The sequence below is a fragment of the Streptomyces daghestanicus genome (assembly GCF_020521275.1).
Taxonomy (GTDB): Bacteria; Actinomycetota; Actinomycetes; order Streptomycetales; family Streptomycetaceae; genus Streptomyces; species Streptomyces griseoviridis.
Map to the genome: position 1 here is coordinate 65,552 of NZ_BNDX01000002.1, position 13,428 is coordinate 78,979.

Sequence of the window (13,428 nt, forward strand, 5' to 3'; positions counted from 1 at the left end):
AGCACTACGACAGCCATGGCTGAGGCTCAGAACATCCCGGTGGGCTCCACCACCGCCGGTGCGATCGCGGTGGCCGCCGAGGCGGACTCGACCGTCGCCACCCGCATGAGCGCGCCCCCGTCCTTCGACGTGGCCGACTTCCCGGTCCCGCACGGCCGCGAGGAGGAGTGGCGGTTCACTCCGCTGGAGCGGCTGCGCGGCCTGCACGACGGCACCGCCACCGCCACCGGCGACGGCGTCAAGGCCGACATCGAGGCCCCCGAGGGCGTCGTCGTCGAGACCGTCGGCCGGGACGACGCGCGGCTCGGCACGGCCGGCACCCCGGTGGACCGCGTCGCCGCCCAGGCGTACTCGGCGTTCGAGCGGGCCTCGGTCGTCACCGTCCCCAAGGAGACGGTGCTCACCGAGCCGATCCGGATCGCCGTGCACGGCCAGGGCGGGGTCGCCTACGCCCACCAGGTGATCGAACTGGGCGCGTTCGCCGAAGCCGTGGTCGTCATCGACCACACCGGTGACGCGGTGCTCGCCGCCAACGTCGACTACGTCCTCGGTGACGGCGCCAAGCTCACCGTCGTCTCCGTCCAGGACTGGGACGACAAGGCCGTCCACGTCGCCCAGCACAACACGCTGATCGGCCGCGACGCCTCCTTCAAGTCGGTCGTCGTCACCTTCGGCGGCGACGTCGTCCGCCTCCACCCGCGCGTCCGGTACGCCGGCCCCGGCGGCGAGGCCGAGCTGTTCGGCCTCTACTTCACCGACAAGGGCCAGCACCAGGAGCACCGCCTCCTGGTCGACCACAACGTGCCGCACTGCACGTCCAACGTCGTCTACAAGGGCGCGCTCCAGGGCCAGGACGCGCACGCGGTCTGGATCGGCGACGTGCTCATCGAGGCCAAGGCCGAGGGCACCGACACCTACGAGATGAACCGCAACCTCGTCCTCACCGACGGCGCGCGGGTCGACTCGGTCCCCAACCTGGAGATCGAGACCGGCGAGATCGTCGGCGCCGGCCACGCCTCCGCCACCGGCCGCTTCGACGACGAGCAGCTCTTCTACCTGATGGCCCGAGGCATCCCCGAGCTGGACGCCCGCCGCCTGGTGGTCCGCGGCTTCTTCGCCGAGCTGGTCCAGCAGATCGGTGTCCCGGACATCGAGGAGCGCCTGCTCACCAAGATCGAGCAGGAGCTGGAGGCGTCGGTCGCATGACCTACGTACGCGTCTGTGGGCTGGACGAGCTGGAGGAGGACACCCCGAAGCGGGTGGAACTCGACGGCACGCCGGTCTCCGTCGTCCGCACGGAGGGCGAGGTGTTCGCGGTCAACGACATCTGCTCGCACGCGAACGTCTCCCTCTCCGAGGGCGAGGTCGACGACTGCCACATCGAGTGCTGGCTGCACGGCTCGCGCTTCGACCTGCGCTCCGGCAAGCCCGACAGTCTTCCGGCGACGCGACCCGTCCCCGTATACCCCGTAAAGATCGAAGGGGACGACGTGCTCGTCTCCCTCACCCAGGAGTCCTGAGGCACCCATGGCAACGCTTGAAATCCGAGACCTGCACGTCACCGTCGAGGCCGACAACGCCACGAAGGAGATCCTCAAGGGTGTCGACCTGACCGTGAAGCAGGGCGAGACGCACGCCATCATGGGCCCCAACGGCTCCGGCAAGTCGACCCTCGCCTACTCCCTCGCGGGTCACCCCAAGTACACGATCACCGGCGGCACCGTCACCCTCGACGGCGAGGACGTCATCGAGATGTCCGTCGACGAGCGCGCCCGCGCCGGCCTCTTCCTCGCCATGCAGTACCCGGTCGAGGTCCCCGGTGTCTCCGTCTCCAACTTCCTGCGCACCTCCGCCACCGCCATCCGCGGCGAGGCCCCCAAGCTGCGCACCTGGGTGAAGGAGGTCAAGGAGGCCATGGAGCGCCTCAACATGGACCCCGCCTTCGCCGAGCGCAACGTCAACGAGGGCTTCTCCGGCGGTGAGAAGAAGCGCCACGAGATCCTCCAGCTCGAACTGCTCAAGCCGAAGATCGCCGTCCTCGACGAGACCGACTCCGGCCTGGACGTCGACGCGCTGCGCGTCGTCTCCGAGGGCGTCAACCGCGTCCGCGAGAGCGGCGAGGTCGGCACCCTGCTGATCACGCACTACACGCGCATCCTGCGCTACATCAAGCCCGACCACGTCCACGTCTTCGCCGGCGGCCGGATCGTCGAGTCCGGCGGCCCCGAGCTGGCCGACAAGCTGGAGAACGAGGGCTACGAGGCCTACACGAAGGGTGGCGCATCCGAGTGACACAGCTGCCGGGCCTCCTCGACACCGAGGCGATCCGCAAGGACTTCCCCATCCTGGACCGCCAGGTCCACGACGGACGCAAGCTGGTGTACCTGGACAACGCGGCGACCTCGCAGAAGCCGCGCCAGGTGCTCGACGCGCTCAGCGAGTACTACGAGCGCTACAACGCCAACGTCCACCGCGGCGTGCATGTCCTCGCCGAGGAGGCCACGGCACTGTACGAGGGCGCGCGCGACAAGGTCGCGGAGTTCATCAACGCGCCCTCCCGGGACGAGGTGGTCTTCACCAAGAACGCCTCGGAGTCGCTCAACCTCGTCGCGAACATGCTGGGCTGGGCCGACGAGCCCTACCGCGTGGACTCCGACACCGAGATCGTCATCACGGAGATGGAGCACCACTCCAACATCGTGCCGTGGCAACTGCTCGCGCAGCGCACCGGCGCGAAGCTCCGCTGGTTCGGCCTCACCGACGACGGCCGCCTGGACCTGTCGAACATCGAGGAGATCATCACGGAGAAGACGAAGATCGTCTCCTTCGTCCTGGTCTCCAACATCCTCGGCACCCACAACCCGGTCGAGGCGATCGTCCGCCGCGCCCAGGAGGTCGGCGCCCTGGTCTGCATCGACGCCTCCCAGGCCGCGCCGCACATGCCGCTGGACGTGCAGGCCCTCCAGGCCGACTTCGTGGCCTTCACCGGCCACAAGATGTGCGGCCCGACCGGCATCGGCGTCCTGTGGGGCCGCCAGGAACTCCTGGAGGACCTGCCCCCGTTCCTCGGCGGCGGCGAGATGATCGAGACGGTGTCGATGCACTCGTCGACGTACGCGCCCGCACCGCACAAGTTCGAGGCCGGCACCCCGCCGGTCGCGCAGGCGGTCGGGCTCGGCGCGGCGATCGACTACCTCGCCTCGATCGGCATGGACAAGATCCTCGCCCATGAGCAGGCCCTCACCGAGTACGCGGTGAAGCGCCTGCTGGAGGTCCCGGACCTGCGGATCATCGGCCCCACCACGGCCGAGGACCGCGGCGCCGCGATCTCCTTCACCCTCGGCGACATCCACCCGCACGACGTGGGCCAGGTCCTCGACGAGCAGGGCATCGCGGTGCGGGTCGGCCACCACTGCGCCCGGCCCGTCTGCCTCCGCTACGGAATTCCCGCGACCACCCGAGCGTCGTTCTATCTGTACTCCTCGCCGGCCGAGATCGACGCCCTGGTCGACGGCTTGGAGCACGTACGGAACTTCTTCGGATGAGGGGCTGAGGCGTGAAGCTGGACTCCATGTACCAGGAAGTCATCCTGGACCACTACAAGAACCCGCACGGGCGTGGTCTGCGCGATGGCGACGCCGAGGTACACCATGTGAACCCGACGTGCGGTGACGAGATCACCCTCCGAGTGAAGTACGACGGCACGACGATCCAGGACGTCTCGTACGAGGGCCAGGGCTGTTCCATCAGCCAGGCGTCGGCCTCCGTGCTGAACGACCTGCTCGTCGGCAAGGACCTCGCCCAGGCGCAGAAGATCCAGGAGACCTTCCTGGAGCTGATGCAGTCCAAGGGCAAGCTGGAGCCGGACGACGCGATGGAGGACGTCCTGGAGGACGCGGTCGCGTTCGCCGGGGTCTCCAAGTACCCGGCCCGGGTCAAGTGCGCCCTCCTCAGCTGGATGGCGTGGAAGGACGCGACGGCCCAGGCGCTGGACGGCGCCGGCACCGACGCCGAAAGGAAGACGGCATGAGCGAGACCGTGGAGATGAAGCCGGCCTCGGAGGAGGAACTCCGTGAGGCCCTGATGGACGTCGTCGACCCCGAACTGGGCATCGACGTCGTCAACCTGGGCCTGATCTACGGCATCCACGTCGACGACGCGAACATCGCGACCGTCGACATGACCCTGACCTCGGCGGCCTGCCCGCTGACCGACGTCATCGAGGACCAGGCCAAGTCCGCCACGGACGGCCTCGTCAGCGAGCTGCGCATCAACTGGGTCTGGATGCCGCCGTGGGGCCCGGACAAGATCACGGACGACGGCCGCGAGCAGCTGCGCGCGCTCGGCTTCAACGTCTGACGCCGTCCGACGACCGACGCCGTTCCACGGCCGGCGGCCCCCGGTGCACCGCGCCGGGGGCCGCCAGCCGTTTCACATCCCTTTCTCCCCCTCCTCCCAGCCCGTCCTCAGCCGCCGGTGGCAGTGTGCGCGGGTGATGAGCACCGCCCCCGCCCGCCCCGTCTTCCTGCTCGGCTGTCCCCGGTCCGGCACGACCCTGCTCCAGCTCATGCTGCACGCGCATCCGAGGATCGCGCTGCCGCCGGAGAACCGGTTCGTGCTGCCGGCGTACGAGCGGCGGCTGAGCTTCGGCGACCTCCGCCGGTGTGCCGGCCGGGCCGCCCTGGCCGAGTGGATCACCACCCGCCGGGAGACCCGGTTCGACGAACTCGGCCTGGACGCGGACACGGTGGCCGCCCGCATCACCGACGGGCCGCCCACCCTCGGCTCGGCGCTGGGGGTGCCGCTGCGGGCGTACGCCGAGCGGCACGGCAAGGCCCGCTGGGGCGACAAGCGCCCCGCGTACGCCCTGCACGTCCCCGAGATCCTGCGGCTCTTCCCCGACGCCCAGTTCGTGCACCTCGTCCGCGACGGACGGGACTGCGTCGCCTCGCTGCTGGGGATGCCGTGGTGGCACGCCGGCCTCCACGAGGCGGTCGCCACCTGGGCGCAGGTCATGGACACCACCCGCCGCCACGCCCGCCGCCTCGGCCCGGAACGCTGGCACGAGCTGCGTTACGAGGACCTCCTGACCGGCCCCGAGCCCGTCCTGCGCGGCCTCTGCGCCTACCTGGGCGAGGAGTACGACCCGGCGATGACCGCGCCGCACCGGCTCGCGGGCCTCGCCGTGCCCGCGCGCAAGACCTGGCACCGCCACACCCGCAGCGCGCCGGACGCCGCCCGCGCCGGCACCTGGCGGCGACGGCTCACCCCCGACCAGATCGGGCTCTGCGAGGCCGCGTTCGGCGACCGGCTGCTCCACGCCGGGTACGAGCCGAGCGGCGCGATCCGCCCCGACCCGGCCGAACTGCTGCGCTACCGCCGGGTGTCGGCGCTGCGCCGCGCGGCCCACGCCCGCCGCCGGCTGCGCGACCGGCGGACCCGGCTGCGCGAACCGGGCCCGGTCGCCGCGCTGCCGGCCGGCATCTGACGAGCCCTCATGTGTACGCCCGTACACGACGCTGTGTACGCTCCTCCGCATGGGATACCTGCTGCTCGTCGGCGCCATCGCCGCGGAGGTCGCCGGCACCACCGCCATGAAGTACAGCGAGGGCTTCAGCCGGCTGGTGCCGTCCCTGCTCACCGTGGCCGGGTACCTCGTCTCCTTCACGCTGCTGGCCCAGACGCTGAAGACGCTCTCGGTCGGCACCGCCTACGCCATCTGGTCCGGCCTGGGCACCGCCGCCATCGCCGGCATCGGCGTCCTCTTCATGGGGGAGGGCATGACCGCGGTCAAGGCCGCCGGTATCGCGCTGATCATCCTCGGCGTGGTGGTGCTCAATCTCGGTGGGGCGCACTGATGCCCCGCCGGCACGATCCGGGCCGCCGGCAGCGGATCATCGACGCGGCGATCCGGGTCGTGGGGCGCGCGGGCATCGCGGGGCTCAGCCACCGCACCGTCGCCGCCGAGGCGGACGTACCGCTCGGCTCCACGACGTACCACTTCGCCACGCTGGACGACCTGCTGGTCGCGGCGCTGCGGCAGGCGAACGAGGGGTTCGCCGAGGTGCTGGCCGCCCACCCGGCCCTCGCGGACCCGGCCGTCGACCTGCCCGCCGCGCTCGCCCGCGTCCTCGGCGAGTGGCTGGCCGGCGACCGCACGGGCGTCGAGCTGGAGTACGAGCTGTATCTGGCCGCCCTGCGCCGGCCCGCCCTGCGCCCGGTGGCCGCGGAGTGGGCGGACGGGGTGACCGCCCTGCTCTCCCGGCGCGTCGACCCGGTCACCGGGCGGGCGCTGGTCGCGCTCCTGGACGGCATCTGCCTCCAGGTACTGCTCACCGGCGCGCCGTACGACGAGGAGTACGCGCGGGACGTGCTGGCCCGGGTGCTCGGCACGTGAGACGCGGGTGAGGGCTGGTTCGCCCTCGCCGCGCCCGGCCGGTTAGGTTTCCCCCATGACCGACACGACTGCTTCCCGCACCACCGGTGCCGTGGCCGCCGGCCTCGCCACGATCGCCGCCGACGGCACCGTTCTCGACACCTGGTTCCCCGCGCCCGAACTGGTCGACGGGCCCGGCCGGTCGGGCACCGAGCGCCTCTCGGCCGAACAGGCCGCCGGGCTTCTCGGCGGCGGCGCGACCGCCGCCGTCGGCCCGGACACCCGCCGGGGCGTGGAGGTGGTCGCGGTCCGTACGGTCATCGCCTCCCTGGACGAGAAGCCGATCGACGCGCACGACGTCTACCTGCGGCTGCACCTGCTCTCCCACCGCCTGGTCAAGCCGCACGGCCAGAACCTGGACGGGATCTTCGCCCACCTGGCCAACGTCGCCTGGACCTCGCTGGGCCCGGTCGCCGTCGACGACCTGGAGAAGGTCCGTCTCAACGCCCGCGCGGAGGGCCTCCACCTCCAGGTCACCTCGGTCGACAAGTTCCCGCGCATGACGGACTACGTCGCCCCGAAGGGCGTCCGCATCGCCGACGCCGACCGGGTCCGCCTCGGCGCGCACCTCTCCGAGGGCACCACGGTCATGCACGAGGGCTTCGTCAACTTCAACGCCGGCACGCTCGGCACGTCGATGGTCGAGGGCCGCATCTCCGCGGGCGTCGTCATCGGCGACGGCTCGGACATCGGCGGCGGCGCGTCCACGATGGGCACCCTCTCCGGCGGCGGCAACGTCATCATCTCCATCGGCGAGCGCTGCCTGATCGGCGCCGAGGCGGGCGTCGGCATCGCCCTCGGCGACGAGTGCGTGGTCGAGGCCGGCCTCTACGTCACCGCCGGCACGCGCGTGACGATGCCGGACGGCGAGATCGTCAAGGCCCGCGACCTCTCCGGCGCGTCCAACATCCTCTTCCGCCGCAACTCGGTGACGGGCGCGGTGGAGGCCCGGCCGAACAACGCGGTCTGGGGCGGACTGAACGACGTACTGCACAGTCACAACTGATCACGACCGTGACCTTCGCGTGGGTTCGGCAGATGAACGGGTGGGCGTTTCAGTCCGATCAGAGGCCGAACCGACGAAACGAGGTCTGGTATGAGGAACGAGCGGGCGAAGGTCGTGGCGCGGTGGGTGACGGGGGCGGGGGCCGTGGCGGTGGCCTGCTGGCTGCCGGGGGTCGCGCACGCGGACGAGACCAACACCGCCTCGCACAACGGGCCCCGGGTCGGGCTCGTCAACGTAGGGCAGATCGACGACCCGCTGGAGGATGTCCTGGAGCACACGCTGCTGTTCGGGGACGGGTACAGCTGGGGGTGACCTCCGCCCGCCGGTGAGCGCCGGGGCCGTCGCGCGGTCCCGGCGGGGGCCGCGTGAACGGGTTCGGGCGGGGTACCCAGGGGGCGCAGGCGTGTGGACGAGGGAGGACGCGTCGATGACGGAACGGCAGGCCGGGGTCAAGGGGCCCGATGAGCTGCGGCGGCAGATCGCTCGGGCGCGTGGCCGGGGCGGGGCACCGGCCGGCCGCGTGGACGTGAAGGGGCGGGCGCAGGCCCGCGCCGCGGATCTGCGGGACAAGGCCGGTGCGCTGACGGTGCAGCTGCGCAGCAGCGCCGCACAGGCCGGGCACACCGTCCAGGACCGGGCGAGCCGGGCCGGGCTGCCCCGGTCCCGGCCGGTGCTGGTCGCCGGGGCGGTGGCGGGGGCGGTCGTCGCGGCGGGGGTGCTGCGGCGGGGGCGTCGCTGACGGTGGAGGACCTGACGGGAGCGCGAGGCCGGGGACAGTGGAGTCCCCGGCCCGTGTGACCCTTACGGGCGGAAGCGCAGCACCTGCGGGTCGTGGTCGCTGATCTGGTCCGGGAACTCGGCGTTGATGTGCACGCTGTCGTACGTGAAGCGGCCGGCGTGCCGGATCGACGGGCTGATCAGGATCTGGTCCAGGACCTGGCTGTTGCCCTGGTAGACGTACGAGTACCGCTCGGCGCGCGGCAGGGACTTGACCGCCGACCACAGGGCGCCGCCGTCCTCCAGGAGGCGGGCGGTCGTGGAGAACTCGAAGTCGTTGATGTCGCCCAGGGTGACGACGTCCGCGTTCTTCTGGGTGTCGAGGATGTCCTTCACGAAGGTGTTGACGGCCGCCGCCTGGAGGTGGCGCTGGATCTCCGAGCCGCGCGCCGGGGGCTGGTACTGGCTGGTCAGGCCCTGGTCGCCGCCCTTGGAGGCGAAGTGGTTGGCGATGACGAAGACGGTCCTGCCGCGGAAGACGAATTCGCCCGCGAGCGGCTTGCGGCTGTTCTCCCAGGCGGCGTTCGCCGGGTCGACGCGGCCGGGGGAGTGGGTGAGCGCCGCCTTGCCGCGGATCCTCGTGACGCCGGTCGCGGTGCCGGCGTCACCGGCCGCGCGGTCGGTGAAGGAGACCCGCTCCGGGTCGAACAGGAACACCTGGCGGATGTTGCCGCCGGGTTCGCCGCCGTCCTCGCCGTCGGCCGGGTCGACCGAGCGCCAGTCGTAGCGCGGGCCGCCCGCCGCGACGATCGCGTCGATCAGCTTCGTCACCGTCGCGCCGGCGGTGACCGTGCCGTCGTCGGTGGCGCCGTTGTCGTCCTGGATCTCCTCCAGGGACACGATGTCGGGCGAGGCCAGATGGCGGGTGATGGCCGCCGCGTGCGCGGCGAAGGTGGCGTCGGACGGGTCCAGGTTCTCGACGTTGTACGTCGCCACCGCCAGCTCGCCCCGCTGGGCCGCCCTGGTGGTCTCGGGCTCCGTGCCGCCGTCGCGCAGGGCGCCGATCTCGTTCGCCACCAGCGTGTAACCGCCGTACTGGTTGTAGTCCAGCGGGCCCGCGGTGGTGCCCGTGAGGGTGTCGCCCACGGTCGCCTCGGGGAAGTCGGCGACCGCGCCCAGGGACTGGATCTGGAGCCGGCCGGTGTTCTGGGAGTCGTAGGAGCGGTAGACCGTGCCGCCGCCGGCGCTCGGGTTCTCCTTCGGCTTCACCGTCACCCACAGTTCGGTGTACGGGTCGGTGGCGCCGGCCACGCGGGCGTCGGCGACCTGGACGTTCATGCCCTCCAGGGACTCGTAGAAGTCCAGGGCGTACCGGGACGGGCGCAGCGGCAGGGAGTTGACCGAGCCGCCGGCCGCCTCCGGGGTGTAGGCGGCCGGCACCGAGCGGGCGGTGATCCGGGTCGCGGCCGGGACCGTGTTGCCGGACGAGACCACGGTGACCGTGGGCCGGGTGATCTCGGTCAGCGACTGGTTGCCGGAGGAGGCGCCGCCGGGGACGTACTCCGTGACGGTGCCGGAGACGGTGACCGCGTCGCCGACGGCGACCTTCGGGGCGGAGCCGGTGAAGACGAAGACACCCTCGCTGGTGGCCGGGTCGGCGTCCGGGGCCGGGTCCTGTATCCAGAAGCCGCGGGACGAGCCGTAGCCGCGCACGCCGGTGACGACGCCGGTCACGTCGGTGACCTGCTGACCGGCGTACGGGGAGAGCCGGGTGGTGCCCTGGATGTCGTGGACGCGCGCGGAGGCCGCGTGCGCGGACGGGACGAGGACGAGGGCGGACGCCGCGGAGCAGACGGCGGCGACGGTGAGCGCGGCGAGACGCGCGGACGACTTGCTCGGCATGGGGTCCCTCCGGGGACGTGGATTCAGGCGCCGTGGAGCGGGAGGAGGGGGCGCGCGCATGCCTGAGTGAACACTTGTGCCCCCCTGTTTCTACGCGCGTCAATCTCCTGCGCGGCCACGGCCGTTGTCAAGGTTTCGGCCATGTACGACGGCCGACGGGGAGATGAACCGGGCGGCATGGGTGGAAACCCGTCTAGGCTGAGCGGCTGAGCCGTACGGCGTCCAGGTGGCCGTACGGCCGTCGAGGCGCGCGAGGAGATAACAGCCCATGTCAGACAGCTCCACCCTGCCGCCCGCGCGGCTCCACCCCGAAGCGGAGCTGGCCCGCGAAGCGCTCGCCGCCCCCCTGTTCGCCCGGGCCGTCCGGCTGGCCCGCTGGGCCGGTCCCGGGACCCGGGTGGAGGCCGGCGGGGACCTGGCCGAGGAGCAGCTCGGCGCGGCGGCCGAGGCGCTCGGGCTCGACGGCGAGCAGGCCGCCGCGGACGCGGGCGGGGCCTGGCGGGTCGCCGTGGACGCCGGGCTGGTCGAGATCGTCGACGAGGAGCGGGGCTCCGTCCGGGCGGGCGCGGACCTCGCCCTGCTGACCGGCGGCTCCCCGCAGGACGTGCTCGGCGTGTGGCTCGCCGCCCTGGAGACCGTGCTCGCCGACGCGAGCGCCCCCGACCTCGGCGCCCTGGTCGACGCGGTGGCCGAGAGCGACGGCGAGCTGGACCTGTCCTCCCTGGACTGGGACCCCGAGGCCGAGGCGGCGTTCCTCGACGGGGTGCTCGGCAACCTCTACCTCCTCACCGTCGGTGAGGACGCCACCGGCGACGCCCCGGTGCCGCTGCCCGCGCTCGCCGCGTCGGTGCTGATCCCCGGCGACATGGGGGAACCCAGCAACGACGTGCTCCAGCAGGTCTCCGACGCGATGATGCGGCTGGACGACCAGTTCCGGCTGCTGGAGCCGATCGGCCTCGTCGCCTACCGGCCGGTGGACGAGGCCCTGATGACCGACACCGACGAGGAGCCCGCCGCGCCCGTCGACGACACCGACGTCGCCCGCTACGGCATGGTGCGGCTGACCCCGCTCGGCCTGTACGGGCTGCGGGCCCGGCTGCTGGAGGCCGGGTTCACCGCCCCGGCCGTCGGCGACCTCGCCGACAAAGGCGCCGACGTGCTGCTCGACGGCACGGCCGGGTACCCGCCGGCCGCCGCGCACGCCGAGACCGAGGGCTGGCTGGCCCGCCGCGACGCCCTCGCCGCCGCCCGGGAACTGCTGGCCGCGGCGCGCGGCACGGACGCCGGGGCGCCGCTGCGCCGGCTGCGCTGCCAGCAGGCGCTGGCCCTGGTCGGGCCCGACGCCGAGCCCGCGCTGCGCGAGGTCCTCGACGACGCGGAGCTGGGCGGGCTGGCCCGGGTCTGGCTGGCCGAGCACGGGGCGCGGGACGTGCCCCCGCCGCCGGAGTCCATGGTCTTCTGGCTGACCGTCGACACGGTGGCCGCGCAGCTCGCCGCCGAGGGCAACTCCGAGGAACTGCGCGCCCTGGTGGAGGGGCTCGCCGCCCAGCACAGCGGGTTCTTCGCCACCGCCTGGCGGGTCGACCACCCGGCCACCGCCGACGTCCTGGAGGCGATGGGGCGGCTGCACCCCGACAAGAAGATCGCCAAGGAGGCCCGCAAGGCGGCGTTCAAGGCGCGCTCGCAGCAAGTGAGTTGACGCGGCCGGGGCGAAGGGGGCCGAGCAGGGCGGCGGGCGCGGCGGTGGATTCGCGTGCGCGGGTACCGGGGTGTCGTCCGGTGTTCAGGCGGCGTTAAGGAGCGGGCGGGACCGTGGCGCGGCAGCCCGTTCCGCCACCCCCTTCCTGGCACGCCCACGTCACAGGAGACACCATGCCGCTCACCCGCAGGGACTTCGCCAGACGCTCCGCCCTCACCGGCGCCGGGGTCGCGCTCACGGGCAGCGTCGGCGCCCTCGCCACCGCCCCCCACGCCCTCGCCGCCACAGACACCGACGTCGAGGACGCCGGCCAGGAGGAGCACGGGCACGCGCACGGCGTCGGCTACGGGCCGCTGCTGCCCGACCCCGACGGCATCCTCGCCCTGCCCGCCGGCTTCTCGTACCGCGTCATCACCCACAGCGGCCGGACCAGACTGGAGACGGGCGAGTACACCCCCTCGAACCACGACGGCACCGCCGCCTTCGCCGGCCCGCGCGGCACCACCCTGCTGGTCAACAACCACGAACTCGGCGGCCCCCGCGCGAACTGGCCGCACCCCGTCCCGCTCACCGAGGGCCTCGTCTACGACCCGGCGGCCTCCGGCGGCTGCACCGTCGTCGAGGTCCGCCCCGGCGGCGCGGTCGCGGAATGGGTCGGCATCGCCGGCACCGCCACCAACTGCGCGGGCGGCTCCACCCCCTGGGACACCTGGCTGACCTGCGAGGAGACCGAGGACCGGGCCGGCTCCAACGGCATGACCAAGGACCACGGGTACGTCTTCGAGGTCGACCCCGCCGACCGCCGCGCGGGCCGCGACCCGAAGCCCGTCAGGGCCTTCGGCCGGTACGCCCACGAGGCCGTCGTCATCGACCCGAGGCGCGGCCACGCCTACCTCACCGAGGACGCCTCCGGGCCCAACGGCCTGTTCTACCGCTGGACCCCGCCGGAGGGCTTCCGCCACGGGCGGGGCAGGCTGCGCACCCTCGCCGACGACGCCGGACGCCTGGAGGCGTTCAAGTGCTTCGACTCCGGCGGGAAGTTCGTCGACGACCTCTCCCGCGCGACCAGGACCGGCACCGTGTACGGCGTCGACTGGGCCGAGGTCCCCGACCGGGACGCCCGGACCGTCTCCGTCCGCAAGCAGTTCACCACCGGCCAGGTCACCCGTGCCCGCAAGCTGGAGGGCATGTGGTGGGCGGACGGCGGCGCCTACGTCGTCTCCTCCTACGCCCGCTCCGAGAGCCCCGGCGTGCCGCACGACGGCCAGGTCTGGTTCTACGACCCGAGGCGCCGCACCCTCACCCTCACGGTCCTCCTCGGCGTCAACCCGGACCCCGCCGCGGACGGTGCCTTCGACGGCCCCGACAACATCACCGTCTCCCCGTACGGCGGCCTGGTCGTCGCCGAGGACGGCGACGGCGTCCAGCACCTGTTCGGGGCGACCGAGAGCGGGAAGACGTACCCCATCGCCCGCAACGAGCTGAACCTCGGTACCGAGGAGGAGCCCGAGTACAGCGAGTTCACCGGCGTGACCTTCTCGCCCGACGGGCGCACGCTCTACGCCAACATCCAGACGCCCGGCATCATGCTCGCGATCACCGGGCCGTGGAAGCGGCAGAAGCGGCGCTGAGGGGGACGGCCCGGGTCCGCGCGGGACCCGGGCCGTC

The 13,428-nt window shown here is 72.7% G+C and carries 15 protein-coding genes; 14 read left to right on the plus strand and 1 reads right to left on the minus strand.

The genetic code is table 11. The annotated features are described in order from the left end of the window. The first annotated feature begins 15 nt into the window (after nt 1-15). The 12 genes from sufD to Sdagh_RS00455 all read left to right on the plus strand — a co-directional run bounded on the left by sufD (nt 16) and on the right by Sdagh_RS00455 (nt 8,181). The gene (gene sufD, locus Sdagh_RS00400; RefSeq protein ID WP_189421663.1) at nt 16-1,206 is read left to right on the plus strand and encodes a Fe-S cluster assembly protein SufD; all 1,191 of its coding nucleotides are present in this window, start codon (nt 16-18) and stop codon (nt 1,204-1,206) included. Next, nucleotides 1,203-1,520, plus strand: a complete 318-nt coding sequence (locus Sdagh_RS00405; protein WP_189421664.1) for a non-heme iron oxygenase ferredoxin subunit — start codon at nt 1,203-1,205, stop codon at nt 1,518-1,520. Before sufD ends, Sdagh_RS00405 begins: the two co-directional genes overlap by 4 nt. Before the next feature lie 7 nt (nt 1,521-1,527). Then, nucleotides 1,528-2,292: a Fe-S cluster assembly ATPase SufC gene (gene sufC, locus Sdagh_RS00410; RefSeq protein WP_189421665.1), complete on the plus strand. Its 765-nt coding sequence runs from the start codon at nt 1,528-1,530 to the stop codon at nt 2,290-2,292. Further along, nucleotides 2,289-3,545, plus strand: coding sequence for a cysteine desulfurase (locus tag Sdagh_RS00415; RefSeq protein WP_189421666.1), 1,257 nt, complete (start codon nt 2,289-2,291; stop codon nt 3,543-3,545). The genes sufC and Sdagh_RS00415 overlap by 4 nt, the downstream gene beginning before the upstream one ends. Nucleotides 3,546-3,556: 11 nt before the next feature. Further along, nucleotides 3,557-4,030 carry a Fe-S cluster assembly sulfur transfer protein SufU gene (gene sufU, locus Sdagh_RS00420; protein WP_189421667.1) on the plus strand — a complete coding sequence of 158 codons (474 nt, stop codon included), beginning with the start codon at nt 3,557-3,559 and terminating at the stop codon, nt 4,028-4,030. Then, nucleotides 4,027-4,359 carry a metal-sulfur cluster assembly factor gene (locus Sdagh_RS00425; RefSeq protein ID WP_030403776.1) on the plus strand — a complete coding sequence of 111 codons (333 nt, stop codon included), beginning with the start codon at nt 4,027-4,029 and terminating at the stop codon, nt 4,357-4,359. Before sufU ends, Sdagh_RS00425 begins: the two co-directional genes overlap by 4 nt. A 136-nt stretch (nt 4,360-4,495) precedes the next feature. After that, the gene (locus Sdagh_RS00430) at nt 4,496-5,488 is read left to right on the plus strand and encodes a sulfotransferase family protein (RefSeq protein ID WP_190078011.1); all 993 of its coding nucleotides are present in this window, start codon (nt 4,496-4,498) and stop codon (nt 5,486-5,488) included. 49 nt (nt 5,489-5,537) lie between these two features. After that, nucleotides 5,538-5,858, plus strand: a complete 321-nt coding sequence (locus Sdagh_RS00435; RefSeq protein ID WP_189421669.1) for a DMT family transporter — start codon at nt 5,538-5,540, stop codon at nt 5,856-5,858. Then, the gene (locus tag Sdagh_RS00440) at nt 5,858-6,397 is read left to right on the plus strand and encodes a TetR/AcrR family transcriptional regulator (protein ID WP_190011546.1); all 540 of its coding nucleotides are present in this window, start codon (nt 5,858-5,860) and stop codon (nt 6,395-6,397) included. Before Sdagh_RS00435 ends, Sdagh_RS00440 begins: the two co-directional genes overlap by 1 nt. A gap of 55 nt (nt 6,398-6,452) precedes the next feature. Further along, nucleotides 6,453-7,442 (plus strand): 2,3,4,5-tetrahydropyridine-2,6-dicarboxylate N-succinyltransferase, encoded by a 990-nt coding sequence (gene dapD, locus Sdagh_RS00445; protein WP_190078012.1) that lies wholly within the window; start codon nt 6,453-6,455, stop codon nt 7,440-7,442. A 90-nt stretch (nt 7,443-7,532) separates the two neighbouring features. Then, nucleotides 7,533-7,754, plus strand: a complete 222-nt coding sequence (locus Sdagh_RS00450; RefSeq protein ID WP_189421672.1) for a hypothetical protein — start codon at nt 7,533-7,535, stop codon at nt 7,752-7,754. Nucleotides 7,755-7,869: 115 nt separating this feature from the next. Continuing rightward, a complete protein-coding gene (locus Sdagh_RS00455; protein WP_189421673.1) occupies nt 7,870-8,181 on the plus strand; it encodes a DUF3618 domain-containing protein in 312 nt (103 codons plus the stop codon). Nucleotides 8,182-8,243: 62 nt separating this feature from the next. On the opposite strand, the gene Sdagh_RS00460 is transcribed toward Sdagh_RS00455, so the two are convergent. Next, nucleotides 8,244-10,061 carry a DUF8508 domain-containing protein gene (locus tag Sdagh_RS00460; RefSeq protein ID WP_190078013.1) on the minus strand — a complete coding sequence of 606 codons (1,818 nt, stop codon included), beginning with the start codon at nt 10,059-10,061 and terminating at the stop codon, nt 8,244-8,246. 268 nt (nt 10,062-10,329) lie between these two features. Between Sdagh_RS00460 and Sdagh_RS00465 the strand changes: the two genes are divergently transcribed. Together Sdagh_RS00465 and Sdagh_RS00470 are read left to right on the plus strand one after the other, a co-directional pair. Further along, complete coding sequence (locus Sdagh_RS00465) at nt 10,330-11,760, plus strand: hypothetical protein (RefSeq protein WP_189421675.1); 1,431 nt, start codon at nt 10,330-10,332, stop codon at nt 11,758-11,760. Between the two features lie 173 nt (nt 11,761-11,933). Next, the gene (locus Sdagh_RS00470; protein ID WP_190078014.1) at nt 11,934-13,391 is read left to right on the plus strand and encodes an alkaline phosphatase PhoX; all 1,458 of its coding nucleotides are present in this window, start codon (nt 11,934-11,936) and stop codon (nt 13,389-13,391) included. Nucleotides 13,392-13,428: the final 37 nt, after the last annotated feature.

Excerpts from the sequence above, each read along its gene's own strand:
- sufC (WP_189421665.1), top strand. The coding sequence starts at position 1,528 with ATGGCAACGCTTGAAATCCGAGACCTGCACGTCACCGTCGAGGCCGAC.
- Sdagh_RS00440 (WP_190011546.1), top strand. The coding sequence starts at position 5,858 with ATGCCCCGCCGGCACGATCCGGGCCGCCGGCAGCGGATCATCGACGCG.
- Sdagh_RS00450 (WP_189421672.1), top strand. The coding sequence starts at position 7,533 with ATGAGGAACGAGCGGGCGAAGGTCGTGGCGCGGTGGGTGACGGGGGCG.
- dapD (WP_190078012.1), top strand. The coding sequence starts at position 6,453 with ATGACCGACACGACTGCTTCCCGCACCACCGGTGCCGTGGCCGCCGGC.
- Sdagh_RS00455 (WP_189421673.1), top strand. The coding sequence starts at position 7,870 with ATGACGGAACGGCAGGCCGGGGTCAAGGGGCCCGATGAGCTGCGGCGG.
- Sdagh_RS00430 (WP_190078011.1), top strand. The coding sequence starts at position 4,496 with ATGAGCACCGCCCCCGCCCGCCCCGTCTTCCTGCTCGGCTGTCCCCGG.
- Sdagh_RS00435 (WP_189421669.1), top strand. The coding sequence starts at position 5,538 with ATGGGATACCTGCTGCTCGTCGGCGCCATCGCCGCGGAGGTCGCCGGC.
- Sdagh_RS00460 (WP_190078013.1), bottom strand. The coding sequence starts at position 10,061 with ATGCCGAGCAAGTCGTCCGCGCGTCTCGCCGCGCTCACCGTCGCCGCC.
- Sdagh_RS00425 (WP_030403776.1), top strand. The coding sequence starts at position 4,027 with ATGAGCGAGACCGTGGAGATGAAGCCGGCCTCGGAGGAGGAACTCCGT.
- sufD (WP_189421663.1), top strand. The coding sequence starts at position 16 with ATGGCTGAGGCTCAGAACATCCCGGTGGGCTCCACCACCGCCGGTGCG.
- Sdagh_RS00405 (WP_189421664.1), top strand. The coding sequence starts at position 1,203 with ATGACCTACGTACGCGTCTGTGGGCTGGACGAGCTGGAGGAGGACACC.
- Sdagh_RS00465 (WP_189421675.1), top strand. The coding sequence starts at position 10,330 with ATGTCAGACAGCTCCACCCTGCCGCCCGCGCGGCTCCACCCCGAAGCG.
- Sdagh_RS00470 (WP_190078014.1), top strand. The coding sequence starts at position 11,934 with ATGCCGCTCACCCGCAGGGACTTCGCCAGACGCTCCGCCCTCACCGGC.